9 protein-coding genes are annotated in these 14384 nt (G+C 54.0%); 3 read left to right on the top strand and 6 right to left on the bottom strand.

Features of this window, described 5'->3' with window-relative positions; all coding sequences use genetic code 11:
• Positions 1-60: 60 nt before the first annotated feature.
• From PSR63_RS18950 to PSR63_RS18965, 4 genes are read right to left on the bottom strand one after another with little or no spacing between them, the layout of a single operon-like run.
• Positions 61-3294 carry a trypsin-like peptidase domain-containing protein gene (locus PSR63_RS18950; protein ID WP_274327247.1) on the bottom strand — a complete coding sequence of 1078 codons (3234 nt, stop codon included), beginning with the start codon at positions 3292-3294 and terminating at the stop codon, positions 61-63.
• The gene (locus PSR63_RS18955) at positions 3291-4676 is read right to left on the bottom strand and encodes a cytochrome P450 (protein ID WP_274327248.1); all 1386 of its coding nucleotides are present in this window, start codon (positions 4674-4676) and stop codon (positions 3291-3293) included. The genes PSR63_RS18950 and PSR63_RS18955 overlap by 4 nt, the downstream gene beginning before the upstream one ends.
• Complete coding sequence (locus tag PSR63_RS18960) at positions 4673-5689, bottom strand: fatty acid desaturase family protein (RefSeq protein ID WP_274327249.1); 1017 nt, start codon at positions 5687-5689, stop codon at positions 4673-4675. Before PSR63_RS18960 ends, PSR63_RS18955 begins: the two co-directional genes overlap by 4 nt.
• A gap of 2 nt (positions 5690-5691) precedes the next feature.
• Entirely contained in the window at positions 5692-5859 is a 168-nt protein-coding gene (locus tag PSR63_RS18965; protein WP_274327250.1) for a hypothetical protein, read from the bottom strand.
• A 316-nt stretch (positions 5860-6175) separates the two neighbouring features.
• Here PSR63_RS18965 and PSR63_RS18970 point away from each other — a divergent pair, with 316 nt between their 5' ends.
• On the top strand, positions 6176-7633 hold the full coding sequence (locus PSR63_RS18970; protein ID WP_274327251.1) for a sigma-54-dependent transcriptional regulator: 1458 nt from the start codon (positions 6176-6178) through the stop codon (positions 7631-7633).
• On the opposite strand, the gene PSR63_RS18975 is transcribed toward PSR63_RS18970, so the two are convergent.
• Both PSR63_RS18975 and PSR63_RS18980 read right to left on the bottom strand, forming a co-directional pair.
• Positions 7630-10743, bottom strand: a complete 3114-nt coding sequence (locus tag PSR63_RS18975; RefSeq protein WP_274327252.1) for an efflux RND transporter permease subunit — start codon at positions 10741-10743, stop codon at positions 7630-7632. The genes PSR63_RS18970 and PSR63_RS18975 overlap by 4 nt on opposite strands.
• A 52-nt stretch (positions 10744-10795) precedes the next feature.
• A complete protein-coding gene (locus PSR63_RS18980) occupies positions 10796-12169 on the bottom strand; it encodes an efflux RND transporter periplasmic adaptor subunit (RefSeq protein WP_274327253.1) in 1374 nt (457 codons plus the stop codon).
• A gap of 421 nt (positions 12170-12590) precedes the next feature.
• Between PSR63_RS18980 and PSR63_RS18985 the strand changes: the two genes are divergently transcribed.
• Positions 12591-13466 (top strand): sensor histidine kinase, encoded by an 876-nt coding sequence (locus PSR63_RS18985; protein WP_274327254.1) that lies wholly within the window; start codon positions 12591-12593, stop codon positions 13464-13466.
• Positions 13463-14143: a response regulator gene (locus PSR63_RS18990; protein WP_274327255.1), complete on the top strand. Its 681-nt coding sequence runs from the start codon at positions 13463-13465 to the stop codon at positions 14141-14143. The genes PSR63_RS18985 and PSR63_RS18990 overlap by 4 nt, the downstream gene beginning before the upstream one ends.
• Positions 14144-14384: the final 241 nt, after the last annotated feature.

The following is a 14384-nucleotide window of genomic DNA, read 5'->3' on the forward strand; positions in this document are numbered from 1 at the left end:
GTCACGTGTTCGTGTCTTGCTGTTGAGCAATCCTTGAAACGAAATTAGAACGCATCCACCTTAAGGTGAAGATTGCAATTGGGCGATTCTATTGAGCGTATCTTCGACGACTCGACGAACGTCACTATTGCTGTCTTGGCGAAGCGAATTCAGTGCGGCCGTTGCTTCCTGGCACAATCTTGAACGATCATTGTCCGGCGTCGTCGCCGATTCCAAAACGACGGGAATCGTCTTGATACAGGCCTCGCGGATCTCGGCGTCCGACGCCTTTATTCCGACCAATAGTAAGGGGTAACACGCACCTTGCGCACCATCCGAGGCCAGCGTGTTTCGCACATGCTCACGGACGGAACGCTCTGAGTTTGCCAATAGCGTTACCGATACCTTGCCACCTGTTGGCGTTGCCCGGTGGTGGAGGATGATCGTGACGATCGTCGAATGTACGGCAAAATCATTCTCGTCATTCAGGCGACTCAGTAGCTGAGGCGTGATCGCGGGCTCGCCGAGGTGCATTAATGCGTTCATCGCCGCATGGTAAGGAAGCGCCTTGGCATATGAGGGTGCAACGGTTGCTGCGAACTTGTCTGCGGATTGAGCGTCGAGTTGTTTCAAGATAGGGAACAACCCACCGACGCAATCGGGTTGGACGCGGTCCGCCTCCGCGGCAATACGAACTGCCAGCGGCGCTGCGTCGTCGCCCATGAATCCGAGACAACGAACGGCGGCGTTTTGCATGCCGAGATCGTCATCCGTTATCGCCGTAATTAATGCAGTGTTCAGCTCGGCGATATGATTGCGATTCTCGGCGGCGCGTTTCAAGGCAGCCTCTTGTTTGAGATAGCTTCCAAATCCCGAAGGATCGGGATACCCACAGATCGATGCTAGGGCAAATAGCGCGGCAACCCGATTGGGTGAGTGTTCAATTTCAACCATACTCACCAGTGGTGCGACCGCATCGGTTGCTACTCCGCCTAACTGGGACAAGCCATCGCACGCTTGTTTGCCGACTTGCTGATCAGCTGCCAGCGCGATTAGCAAGTCCACCGCAGGAGGGCCGAACCGAGGTAGCTCAGCTACGATCCCATTCGCTGACCCGTTATCTCCACTAGCAAGTCGATTTTGAATCAAATGGCGGATTGTGGGCAGCGATTCGGTGGCGGCCGGGCCGATCATGCACAACATTTTTGCCGACTGCACACGCAGCGATAGCTCTTCGTGATTGGCGACAATCTCGGTGAGCAGCGGTACAGCAGCACGGGCCCGCGGTCCCAATTTATTTAGGAGTGCGAGCGTTCGTTCGGTCCGTTGTATTCCTGCATCTTCGATTCCACGGATAATCGCGAGTGTCATCAAGTCGAACGACTCGTTAGCAACGGGTGTCGTCGCCTGTTTAGACAATAGCTGCTGCCAGCCGTTTTCGACGGCAACTCGGACTCGTGGGTCATGATCTTCCATGGCAGCTACCAGAAAACGAACTGCAATGGCGTGTCGCTTGATAGCCTGTGTAAGAGAATCGCCATTCAATTGCTTCCGCGCGAACTGGGCCGAGACCTCGCGTTGCAGGGCGTCTACTCCTGCGGCTCGAGTTGTTCCGTCCGTGGCTGAGAGTGACTTAATCGTCTTATCGGAAAACAAGCCCGTGAGCATGTCCGTGGGAAGTGTTTTTTGCACTCGACCGGGCGCCGCGTGAAATTCGAGGTGCAGCTTGACTTCGGAAGTTTCTCGGTTGCTTCGAAAGGTTCCTTCTTGTTGAAATGATTTCCAGCGGCCCAGTTTTCGATCAAAGATTCCCTCGCCTTGGAGCTCCAACTCAATGGAAGGTATCCCACCGCCTGATTCCGAACGCAAGCCGTAGGTACGCGATATTTTCACCTGGCTGCCGTTTTCTTCCAGGATCTGATATTCAATCCGCTCTTCCGCGTTCTTTTTCCCCATATTCGATGCCTCGAAGCGGAAGTCCCTGGTTGTGAGCCCCCAACCGACTTGTACGGCGCGACGGGTTTCCCAACGAGATCGGGCGCCCAACGGGAAGGGGTTCAAAACCAGGCGACCGATGGGACCGAGGAGGTACGGAAGCTGTATCGAATCGCTGTCCCGATAGACTCGACCGAGCTCGTCGACTAACAGTTCACCGTGGTCAATTTGCGAGAGGTTACGTGCATATCCCGAAAGCATTGCCCTAGGGATTTCCATATTCGCTTCGTATTGCAAGGTGTAGAAGTCCGTTGCCCCCAGTCCGCGCAGCCCGGGAGTGACGCGGAGCAGAAAAGTTGCCGCCATTCCGTGGCTGGCAACTTCGGTGGGAGGCATTGGCGACGCGTCTGTGTCGGAGAATGTCAACTCGTTGGCAGCGAGAAGGTCACGAACGTGCGCCACCGAAACCCCCAGGCCGACGTTGGACACGGCACTACCGGTCAACTTGGAGGTTGCTACTGCGATCACGGCGCCCCGATCATTTAAAATCGGCCCCCCGCTGTTTCCATGGTTGATGGCCGCATCGGTCTGTAGTATTTGGCGAGTGTCTTCTTGAAAAACTCGAGATACGATGCCCCGCGTGAACGTTGCCGATGATTCGCCGAGAACATCCGAAAGTGGAAAACCAATGACACTCAAGTCTTCGGCAACCTGAACTTGCTCAGAATGTGCCAACTGTAGCGGTACGGCGTGTGGCGGTTGATCGAATGCCAGCAAGGCAAGATCATGATCCCAGTCGACATCGACAGGCGTCGCAGCAACAAAGCGATTACCAACGCGTACTTCGATCTTCTCGGCGCCTTCGACAACATGTGCATTGGTGATGAGATGACCTTCAGTGGTTACAAGGAAGCCGGTACCCGTGCCAATGTGTTCAGCAATCGGAGCTTGCCGGGAGCGGTACTTCTCTAACTGCACCGCAGTAGTTTTCTCGGCTGTATAGCTGAAATTACCCGTTGCCTTCACTTGTTTGTTGGGAAATTCGACTTGCAATGAGCATGTGTATTCAGGTTCTTCGTCGAGGGGCCAGCGATAACGCAAAGGCGTGCGCGCTATGGTGGGTGACGCGTCAGTCAACGGCGATACCTGAGACTCCTTCTCTGTCGATTGGTCTACGTCGAGATTGCCGATGTGGTTGCTGTCATTCTGGGGCGATGTCTGTTCGTCCGCGATGCGATTATCTGTTTGGCTTGGCGTCGACGGTGCCAGTAGGAGACGTTGAAAAACCATCCCTAGGGCGAACACCACACAGATCCCGACCAGACCAGCAATTCCAGCAACAATTAGGTGAAGTGGCGGATGTCGCCTTGGTGAATTCATAAGGTCGTCTCCAGTCGGGCCGGCGAGAATTCTTTACGGAAGGATGTGCGTTCGTGACATATCACTTGTACGCCGGGGCTTGGGCGGATGGTGACCGATGCGTGCGGTTCAATGGCCTGATTTGAGGGTAAGACGAGATTAAATCGCGAAGCGATGGTCGCAACGATTAAAACCGATTCTAACATCGCGAAGGCTTTTCCAATGCAGATTCTTGGTCCTGCACCAAAGGGGAACCAGGCGAATTGATCCATTGTCTTCTGGGTCGAGTCTGTCCAGCGATCTGGATCAAAGTCGAGTGGATGGTCCCAGAATCGGGAATCTCTTTGCATCAGCCAGGGACTGATCACAAGGTTCGTCCCACGCGGAATGTCGTATTCCCCAAGGTGCGTGTCTTCGAGAGCCTGTCTTCCCATGACGTAGGCCGAGGGGAAGAGTCTCAGGGTCTCTCGAATGACCTTGTCCGTGTAACGCAGCTTAGGTACGTCCGCAATTGTTGGTCGTTTACCTTGAAGGGTGTCATCGATTTCATCATGGAGTCGATTGGCTACGTCCGGGAATTTGCCAAGTAACCACCAAACCCATCCGAGGAGGCTTGCCGTCGTTTCGTGGCCAGCAAACAGGAACGTCAGAACCTGATCTCTTAGCTGCTGATCGGTCATTGCGTGTGCTTGAGAGCGTTGGATCTGAATCAATCGCGAGAGAATATCCGTACCACTCTGATGTTCGTTCTTTCGTTTCGCGATCAGGTCATCCACGATCTTCCGGATCGCATGATACGCCGCATTGACTTTCCGATTGTGACGAGTTGGAATCCATCTAGGTGTGACCCATAGGTGTTCCATTCGATAGTCGAAATGCCCACGAATGATTTCGTGAGGATCATGGATCGCCGCGACTTCCTCATGCAGCTTGACTCCCAGTAAAGTTTCCGCTGCGATCGACATGGTCAGCGACTGCATGTCAAGAAGAGCATCTCGGCGATCTCCTTGATTCCAGAGTTCGATGCAATCGGATGTTCTTCGCACCATGCAGTCGGCAAATTGCTCGATATGCTCTTTGGCAAAGGTTGGCTGAATGATTCTTCGGTCACGAAGCCAGCGTTCTCCTTCGCTAATCAGAAGTCCATTGCCGAAAAACTCCGAGAGCATTCTCGTAGAAATAGAACGTCCGTACGATTTGTTGTTGGTCACCAAGATCTCCCGTAAGTGCTGGGGCTCGCAAACCAACACGACCGGGATCGAGCCGAGGCGGTAAGAGGCGATCGTGCCATATTCAGCCCGAATTCTTTCCAGGAACTGAAGTCTCCCGCGGCGATATTCGGGAAGATTGCCTTGCAGCCAATGTCCTGATGGGCCTGGTGGAAAGTTGTTGGATCGCGTCATGGTCTTTCCTCTGAGGTAGAAGAGTAGTTCGGCTTCGTGCTCACATATTGAGGGTGTTGCTTGTCAAACTCCTCCGATTGCCGAGAGACAAGATATCCAGCACGGTAGTATCCGAAGGGAACGACGTGAGCTTGTTCTTCGATCAAGTCGTCTCGGATCTGATCGTGTAGATTTGGGAGCTCGCTCCAATGAATAGAGGGATAGGTGTGATGCTCGGCGTGGTAGCCAATGTTGAACATGATCAGGTTGAAAAATCGCGAGACAAACGTGGTGGAATGACGGTAGCGATGTTCAGCGGAAGGCTTGTCACGCCCAGCATGTTGGACGTACATGCCAGGCCCCATGACGGCAACATTGGCGAGCCATTGAGGAAAAACCCACAAAAGTAACGCCATCTGCACGTCGAGCCAAAAGGGGGCAGTCCAAATCACCAGGAAGATCAGAAGTTCGCCTAGTGCCCGCCGGGTGATTGTCCATTTGCAACGATTTGGATGAAACTCCTCGGCAAAGTGAACCACATATCTCCAAGGCCAATGCAAAAGGCAGTAGGCGTAGAAGTTTTCCCAATTGCCGTTCTTGTCGCTTCGCGGCAATGTCCAATCATCGCTCTCCAGCAGATGCTTGTGATGAATGGTGAGGTGAGCGTAGGTCCAAAAGTAGGACGGCCAGGCCCCTGTGATTGTCCACAGACGACCAAACCAACGATTCAACCATCGATGGCGAAACATGGGCCGATGACAGTGATTGTGAAAGTTGACTCCAACGTCGACTCCGGAAACCCAGCCCAACATGATCGCTGCGCCCAGGACGAAGGCGATCTTGGAAAGAGGACTTGTGATACCAAAGGAGCCTGGATGTTGATAAATCCAAAACGAGATGCCGTACGCGACAAGCACCAGCATATGGAACACGATGCTATGAATATCGGTGAGGTGGGAAAGGATGCCGAAATGACCAGCACGAGGGCTGTTCAGGGTTGGGTCAGTATGGGTGTCTTTGGTTTGGGTGAGCATTTCTAGGCAATCCTTCGCGCGAGATCCCAACTCAGGTAAGCGACGATCAGCGTTCCCCATGGTCCCCAGACCCAAGTTCCGGCAATGACGAGAATCGCGACTACGGGCAGGAGAGAACGAATGGGGATTTGGATCAACTCGCCAAACGCATGGGTTTGTAGGAAGGGCATTCGACTGAACTCCAGAAGGAAGAGGTCGTTTGTGATTCGTCGACTGATAAAAGCAAGTCACGTGCCGAGATGCGGGCAATGTGCTGTAAAGTGCTTTTGTTAAGTGACTTACGTCCATGTGTGTGATGCGGTAGCCCAGTGAGTGTCCGTTCATGTTAGTTTCAGGAATTACATCGTGTGCTATTCGAGATTACACTAAATGTCATCGATGTCAGATCACTCATCTCTTGCGAGTGGATATATGGTTCGCTGGACAACCCAAGTGCGGAGGTTCGTTGAGGCTGTCTCAGAGATTGGGTTTGCGAACCCTTTTCGGATGCGTCATGCGAAGGATCTTGTTGAAAAGGCGTCCAAGCTTGCAGATGCGTTACCGTTCGATCAGGAGAATCGGGAATTCGATTCGTTGATGAGTCGCGTGGTCTTCACAGCCGAATCGGTTCTTGATCAAACATGCCAACAGGGAATTGAGGTCGCCGCGAGCGATGAAGAGTTTCGTCTTTATCAGGACCTGGTCCTGTTCGTGTCGTACTATCGCTTTCGAGAAAGATTTCAGGCAACGATCCAGCACTCTTTGAGTAAGCCAGACGACCTTGCCGTTGGTTACTATCGAGAATTCGAACGTCATTGGACGAAGTGTTGGAACCCGTCGCACGTCAAGCGAGAGTCTTCTTATTCGTGCCCCCACACGTTTGCCTGCCTCTTTATGATTCGGCGTGCGTTTCATCACATTCATGAGTTTATCTGGGGACGCTCACCCGAAATTCAAACACTCCGGGCACAGATCTGGGAATCGATCTTTACGCATGACTTCCGTCGATTCGGCCTCTTGCTGTATGACCGAATGGAGAACGTGACGACTTTGGTCTCCGGCCCATCCGGCTCCGGGAAGGAACTAGTAGCGAGAGCCATCGGTATGTCTCGCTATATTTCGTTTGATCCAAAGGCACAAGCATTTCGAGAACCGTTTGGCGGTTCCTTTCATCCGGTTAACATCTCGGCATTGTCACCGACACTTGTCGAGTCGGAGTTGTTTGGGCATGCCAAGGGAGCATTTACAGGAGCTTCGTCGGCCAGGCATGGCTGGTTCTACAAGTGCCGCCCTGGTCACTCGGTATTCCTCGACGAGATCGGAGAGTTATCGCCGGCGATTCAAGTCAAACTGCTACGCGTGCTCCAAAGCCGGGAGTTTCAGCGAATCGGAGAAACGAAGATTCACTCGTTCCATGGAAAGCTGATTGTGGCTTCCAATCGCGATCTGGCAAAAGAAATTCAAGAGGGAACCTTTCGCGAGGATTTATACTACCGAATCTGCTCGGATGTCATCACGACTCCTTCTCTTGCACGACAGCTACAAAGCGATCCGGGCCAGCTCCTGTTTTTCGGGGAACGTTTTGCGATGAAGCAACTCTCTAATCGAGATGCCGCCCATGAAATTGCCTGCGACACGGCCGCATGGGTCGATAGCAATCTGGGGCAAGACTACCCCTGGCCAGGCAACTTCCGCGAGTTGGAGCAATGCGTTTGGAACGTCATGATTCGCAAGAGCTATCGGCCGCTTCGGACGAAGTCGACCGAAGCGGAGTCTCTCGTCAACAAACTGGTAAGGCAGCAAGTGCCGGCGAGCGACATACTCGCTGCCTATTGTTTGGAAATCTATCAGAAAACGGGAAGCTATGCGGCGACCGCTAAGATCATCAAGCTCGATCAAAGAACGGTGAAACGAAACGTTGAGCGAGCAAGTCATGTAACCAAAGCCGAAGCACTTGATTCTTAAGCTGCATCGAAAGCTGTGTCCGTCAATTCGTCGTCATCTTCCATTACCGGTAGTCCTTTGGCGAGCCACGGGTAAATGCACGGTACGACTAACGACGTGAGTAGCGTCGAGGTAATCAGACCACCGATCACCACCGTTGCCAAGGGGCGCTGCATTTCAGCTCCGTCGCTTGTCGACATGGCCATCGGTAGGAAGCCCAGGCTTGCGACCAGTGCCGTCATCAGCACGGGACGCAGGCGAGCCAGGGCCGTAGCATGACTAATTTGGTCGAGCGGCATGCCGGCCTTTCTTTGATGCTCGGCTGCACTTACCCAAACCAGGCCATTGAGTACGGCAACACCGAACAAGGCAATGAAACCGACGCCAGCCGAAATACTGAATGGCATTTCTCGTAGCGAGAGGGCGAAGATCCCACCTGATGCCGCCATGGGCACGGCTAGGAAGATCAGCAGGGCGAGTCTCAGTGAGCCGAGGCTCGTGTGAAGCAAGAGCAGGATGATCAACAGCACGATGGGGAGGATAAGAGCTAGACGCCGACTAGCCGACTGCAGGTTTTGAAAATCGCCACCCCAAACGATTTCATAGCCGGCCGGGAGTGCGATTTCGCTCTCGACGGTTTGTTGAGCTTCGTTAACAAAGGAAGCGACGTCGCGACCTCGCACGTTTGCCGAGACAAACGTGCGGCGGCGATTTGCTTCATGTTCGATGCTCGGAGGAGTTTCCTCAAGACGAATTTCCGCGAGTTCCTTCAGCGGGATAGGACTTCCTCCTGCTTCCGCCACGGGAAGTTGCTCCAGAAGCGAGAGGTTTTCTCGCCACTCGGCCGGTATGCGAACGAGGATCGGGTACCGGGCTCGGCCTTCGAAGATCTGTCCGACCGGCATGCCACCCATGGCGGACACGACATCCAACACCGTTTGAGCATCGACCCCATACCGAGCAAGCTGCTCTGGCTGCGTCTGAATCGAGATCGTCGACAGGTTGGCCTGGTAATCGGCCTTCACGTCGACCGCTCCCGGGACGTCCCTGAGAACCGCTTCAATCTCTTTGCCTTTTTGCGCCAGGACATTCAGGTCATCACCGTACAGTAGAACGGCAACGTCTGCTTTCACACCGGCCACCAGTTCGTCCACTCGCATCTCGATGGGCTGTGTGAAGCCGAAAGCGACACCTGGCACATTGTCGTTTAAGACCTGTGACATCTCTTCGATCAACTCATCACGAGTTTTCTCCTCAGGCCAATCGTGCGGGGGTTTTAACAAAACCCAGACGTCCGTTTGATGGACACCCATCACGTCGTTCGCAATTTCGGGACGCCCTGTCTTCGAGAACACGGTCTTGACTTCTGGGAACTCACAGAGGATCGACTCGATTTGAGTTGACATGGAAATCGACCCTTCGAGGGTCGCGCTGGGAAGACGCACTGCCTCGACGAGCAAATCCCCTTCATTCAGCCGCGGCATAAACTCGGCCCCAAGATTCATCGCTACGGGAATACTCGCCAGAAAGACGGCGATAGCGATGCTGACGGTAAATCCTGAGTATCGGATGGCGCGCACAACGATCGGTTCGTAGATGTACTTGATCCAACGGACCAGGAAGACGTCCTTCTCGTCCATCTTGCGTGGGAGCATCAGCGAGGCCATCGCCGGCATGAAGGTGAGAGATAGAACCAGCGAACCTGCCAAGGCAAACAGCACGGTTAAAGCCATCGGGCGGAATAGCTTTCCTTCCGTTCCCTGCAACAGCAAGATGGGGACAAACACGACCGAGATGATCAATTCACCAAACATCGTCGGCTTGCGAACTTCGATGGCCGCGTCGCGAATTGTCTGGAGGTGTGACTTGCCATTGCTTCCATGGGATAGTCGGTGGATGCAATTCTCGATCATGATCACCGAGCTATCGACAATCAGCCCAAAGTCGATCGCACCCAGGCTCATAAGACTTGCCGTGACGCCGGTCATCGCCATGACATTGGTGGCAAACATCATCGAAAGGGGAATGGCCAAGGCAACCACAATCCCAGCTCGAAGGCTTCCCAGCATGAACAGAAGTACTACGATGACGAGCAAACCACCTTCGGTCAGATTCGTCAAAACGGTTTTCAACGTTCTTCCGATCAACGCAGCACGATCGTACGTGACTTCCAGCCATACGCCTTCGGGCAGCGTTGCCTCAATTTCCCGCAGTCGCTCCTTTGAGGCCTCAACGACTTCCCTTGAGTTCTCACCGATAAGCATCATCACGAGCCCGGTAACCGCTTCGCCACGTCCGTCCCGTGTGACAGCTCCTTGGCGAGTCATTGGTTCTATCGCGACCGTGGCAACGTCGGAAACTAGAATCGGGGTCCCGTCTTTTTCGCGTCGCAAGACGATCTGCTCGATATCTTGCTGGCTGCCCAATAGCGACATGCCGCGGACGAAGCGTTGTTCCCCGTAGTGCACGACATAGCCACCACCGGAGGTGGAGTTGTTGTTCTTCACGCGATCGAAAAGTGTTTGCAGCGTGATCCCGTAGCTGGTCATGCGATCTGGATCCGGCTGTACCTCGTAGGTTTTGTAATAGCCGCCATGCGTATTAATTTCGGTCACCCCAGCGACTTCTCGCAGTCTCGGTGCGATGTCCCATTCGAGCATCGTTCGTAAAGCCATAGGGGAATGACGGTCACTACGAACCTCGAATTGCAGAATTTCACCAAGTGCCGTCGTCAGCGGCCCCAGCGAAGGCGTCCCGTAGCCCTCGGGGATGTTGTCAGCGGCTTCGGTGAGACGCTGCGCGACCAAGTTACGAGCCCAGTAAACGTCGGTGCCTTCCTCAAAGACAATGGTGACAACCGAGATGCCAAACTTCGAAACGCTGCGTAGTTCCTCGACATTAGGTAGGCCACCCATCGTGTTCTCGACCGGGTAGGTGACGTAACGTTCCACTTCAACTGGCGAAAGAGAGCCCGCGTCGGTGACGACCTGAACCTGGACGTTGGTCATGTCCGGAACAGCATCAATCGGGAGTTTGACGGCCGAATAGAGTCCGGCCCCTGCCATCAACAAAGTCAGGATGATGACTAGGCCGCGATTCTTAAGCGAGAATTCAATTACGTGAGTCAGCATAGGAGGGCATTCAATATGGGGACTTGGTCGACAACGCAGCGATCAGCAGGAGCTATTCGGACTCGCCCTCCAGAAGCCATTCGGATTTGAGTAGAAATGCTCCCTGCTCCACCACTTGTTGGCCAGGTTCAAGGCCTTGCTTGACCTCGATCCAATTCTCGGTCTGAAGCCCGGTCAGAATGGGCACCCTTTGGAATTCGTAATCACCAACCTGGACGAATACATATTCCTCGTCATCGTGTCGCAGGATCGACTCCGGACGGACAACCAGCGACGTCTGTGGTTGCCCGATCGGTAGGATGACGCGGACAAACATGCCGGGACGCAGCAGGCCAGTCGGGTTGTCCAACGACGCTACCACCGGAATGGAGTTGGTATCTGGGTCGACTTCTCTTCCGACGTACTGTACCCGGGCTGATAGTCGTTCGTTCTCGGCCGCTGGGACGATCACTCCGATTTCGGTGCCTTCCTGGATGCCAACAGCAGGCCAGTCTTTTTCTCGGACTTCCGCTGAAACATAGAGAGAAGAGGTGTCGGCGAGGACATAGAGTGAATCCGCGCGATAAACGCGTTCGCTGGCAGCAAATCTCCGCGACTCGATCGTCCCTGCCATTGGGGCGCGAATTTGCAGAGTGGATAGCATGGACGCGTCATTCTCCGTGTCGGCGGACTTTACGTTGCCGATCAAGCTTTGCAGCGACTGCTGGGCAATCTGCGTCTTCCGTTTCGCATCTGCCAGATTGGCCGTCGCTTCGCGTTCACCCTGAGCAACATCGAAGAGGGCCTGGTCTCGGGCGGCCTCGAATTCGGCACGGGCAATCTCGAATTCGGACTGCCGTTCGCGAATGACTCGCTCGGGCATGGCACCTGAACCTATGAGCGGCTTGACGTTGTCCCGCAGCTCTTCGGCTAATTGCATCCGCGTATGGGCGGCTTGGATTACCTTTCGTACTTCGCCCAGTTCGAGGCCTTGAAGCTTCTCTTCGATCTCAGCAGCGGCCAATTCTTCATCTAGTAGTTCCACCAAGCGGCGGACATTCGACGCCACTTCCTGAGCTCGATTGGCTTCGATCGCACGCAGTTCTTCGTAGGACTTGCAACGCAGCAGCTCCGAACGGGCACTTCCAATTTCCGGACTGGTGATGGTTGCCAACAACTGCCCGGCCACGACACGGTCGCCTGGTTGAACGAGCACTTGTTCGAGAACGCCATCGATGGGCGTGCGGACTTCGACATGACGCGTTTCGTCATAGGTGGTCCGGCCAGGAACGGAATGCGAGTGTTGAATGGAACGCTTCGTCGCGGCATGCGTGATCAGCTCTGCCGAGTTGACCTTGCCGGGGGGCAGTTTCAAGATGTTGTTCGCAGGGGTCGCTTCCGCTTCGGAGTGGGTTTCCGGCTCGTGGTCTTCAGGGGCCGTACCCATGTGGTGTACTGCCAACCATGCCGCGCCCAGTGTCCCAAACACAAGGATCGGGGGGACGACTTTAGAAATGATTGCGAGAAGACCTGATGGAGTGGTCTGCGGTGTTTGGTCGGACATGCGAAACACTTAGGCGGGTTAGGGACTTCTTGCCTTCTCTAAAATGACAACGCTTCATTGTCCGTAAGAACCCGCTCTCGTATCAATTCGGGAAAAACCCTTATCTTGAGCAGCTTGTCAGGGTTTTCCTGACAAGCGGAAAGTGGCCCAGAGAAATACGATGAATATGCCCACAGATACCTGAGGGGAAGAGTTTGGCTGATATGATATGCTTTCAAGAATGTCGAAGGCTTATTCCTGGTTACCCCGACAGCGATTGGAAAGCCGCCGTTGCTCTGCGGCAATCTCAGAAACGCTAGAAAGCATGAACAATTCTCCACTCGAAGCGATTCTTCTCAGCCGACCTGTCCGAGTCTCATTTGCGATTCTACTGGTTGTCTTCGTGGCGGAGTTTACGATTATGTTCGTACTCCCATTTGTCCTGGTCGAGAGCCAGACGTCCTGGAAAGAGGCGGCTGTAGACTCCACTTTGCTGACAATGATCCTAATTCCCTTCTTGTGGTTTGCGATCATTCGGCCGTTACAGGAACTTGCGAATATGCGAGCGAACCTGTTAGAGCAGTTCGCTGCGTTGCAAGACGAGGAGAGGCGACGGATCGCTTTTGATTTGCATGATGAGGTGGGGCAATCGCTCACATCGGTGATGATGGGCTTGAGAGCTTTGGGCGATCAGCCAGATCCTTCTAGTTACCGGCAACGAATCGATAACCTGCGAGAAGTTGTCAACGGCGCGGTCCATGAAGTACGACGGATCGCCAATGGGCTGCGACCTGCCGCGTTGGATCATCTTGGTTTGCAAGGTGCACTGGAGCGTATGGCTGAGGATGCCGAGCAGATCCACGATATCGACATTGAACTGGCGATCGAAATCAACGATTGGGACAAGCTGTCCAATCCTCTGCAAACAACCATCTATCGAATCGTGCAGGAAGGGCTGACGAACGTTGCTCGGCATTCGGGAGCCAAGCTTGTTTTCATTCGGGTAGCTCAACGACGAAGCGAAGTCGTTGTCGAGATCGAGGACGACGGTCGTGGATTCGACAAGGACGCAAGGTCCCGTCAAGGCTTGGGCGTATCTGGGATGATCCAACGGACCACGCTGCTTGCCGGTGAATTTAACGTGTTGGAACGTCCCCAGGGTGGCACCATCATTCGCGCGAGGATCCCGATCCGCTCATGAACGACAAGAACAATATCCGTCTCATGATTGCCGACGACCATGCTGTCTTTCGTGCGGGGCTCAAATTGCTTCTCCAAACGCATGATGACCTCGAAGTCGTGGGAGAGGTCTCGGATGCCGATGAACTGCTGGACGCGGTAAAGCAGCTCCGGCCGGATGTGCTCGTGCTCGATCTCACGATGCCAGGCGGAAGTACGCTGCCGTTAATTGAGAAACTTCGCAAAGCGATACCGGAAACACGCATCCTGGTTCTCTCCATGCACGACGACCTGACCCTGGTCCGAGCTGCTTTGGCCAGTGGAGCAAGTGGCTACGTCGTCAAGGCGGCAGCGGACACCGAAGTTGTGGCCGCGATTCGAGCCGTTGCGACGGGAAAGGTGTTCGTCGATCTCGATTTAGATGCCAATCAGGTAGGCAGTCTATTAACCGCAGAGAAAGACTGGTCCGGCAAAGAAAAGGATGGCCCACTGGGGAGTCTCAGTTCTCGGGAGAAAGAAGTCTTTCTGAGCCTTGCCAAAGGGCATACGAATCAAGAGATAGCTGACGATCTGGACCTGAGCATAAAGACGGTGGAAACTTATCGCGGCCGGATTGGTGTGAAACTCGGGCTACGTACGCGTGCCGAGTTCGTGCGTTTTGCGGTCGAGCTGGGACTGATCGGACCAGGCAGCTATTGAAGTCAACAGCTTTCATCGTCCAGCGGAGGTGTGGGCAATTCTTTCGTTGGAAAATCTGCCCGTAATTTGCAATGAAGGAGCTTCTCGCCTTATTCTCTAGAATCGGCAGTGCGAGTAATTCCTTATTGAAGTAGAATATTCTTACAACAGTCGAGTCGGTTTGATCTGATCACCATCCTTCCGGTCATGGTCAAGCTCGAAAAGTATGAATCGCTGGCAAGCTTTTCACCTGCTTTTGCTT

Origin of the sequence: Bremerella sp. P1 (genome assembly GCF_028748185.1) — a bacterium.
Lineage (GTDB): Bacteria > Planctomycetota > Planctomycetia > Pirellulales > Pirellulaceae > Bremerella.

What these genes read in the sequence shown, in the direction of transcription:
- PSR63_RS18950 (WP_274327247.1), bottom strand. Translation starts at nt 3,294, where the DNA reads ATGAATTCACCAAGGCGACATCCGCCACTTCACCTAATTGTTGCTGGA.
- PSR63_RS18955 (WP_274327248.1), bottom strand. Translation starts at nt 4,676, where the DNA reads ATGACGCGATCCAACAACTTTCCACCAGGCCCATCAGGACATTGGCTG.
- PSR63_RS18960 (WP_274327249.1), bottom strand. Translation starts at nt 5,689, where the DNA reads ATGCTCACCCAAACCAAAGACACCCATACTGACCCAACCCTGAACAGC.
- PSR63_RS18965 (WP_274327250.1), bottom strand. Translation starts at nt 5,859, where the DNA reads ATGCCCTTCCTACAAACCCATGCGTTTGGCGAGTTGATCCAAATCCCC.
- PSR63_RS18970 (WP_274327251.1), top strand. Translation starts at nt 6,176, where the DNA reads ATGCGTCATGCGAAGGATCTTGTTGAAAAGGCGTCCAAGCTTGCAGAT.
- PSR63_RS18975 (WP_274327252.1), bottom strand. Translation starts at nt 10,743, where the DNA reads ATGCTGACTCACGTAATTGAATTCTCGCTTAAGAATCGCGGCCTAGTC.
- PSR63_RS18980 (WP_274327253.1), bottom strand. Translation starts at nt 12,169, where the DNA reads ATGGGTACGGCCCCTGAAGACCACGAGCCGGAAACCCACTCCGAAGCG.
- PSR63_RS18985 (WP_274327254.1), top strand. Translation starts at nt 12,591, where the DNA reads ATGAACAATTCTCCACTCGAAGCGATTCTTCTCAGCCGACCTGTCCGA.
- PSR63_RS18990 (WP_274327255.1), top strand. Translation starts at nt 13,463, where the DNA reads ATGAACGACAAGAACAATATCCGTCTCATGATTGCCGACGACCATGCT.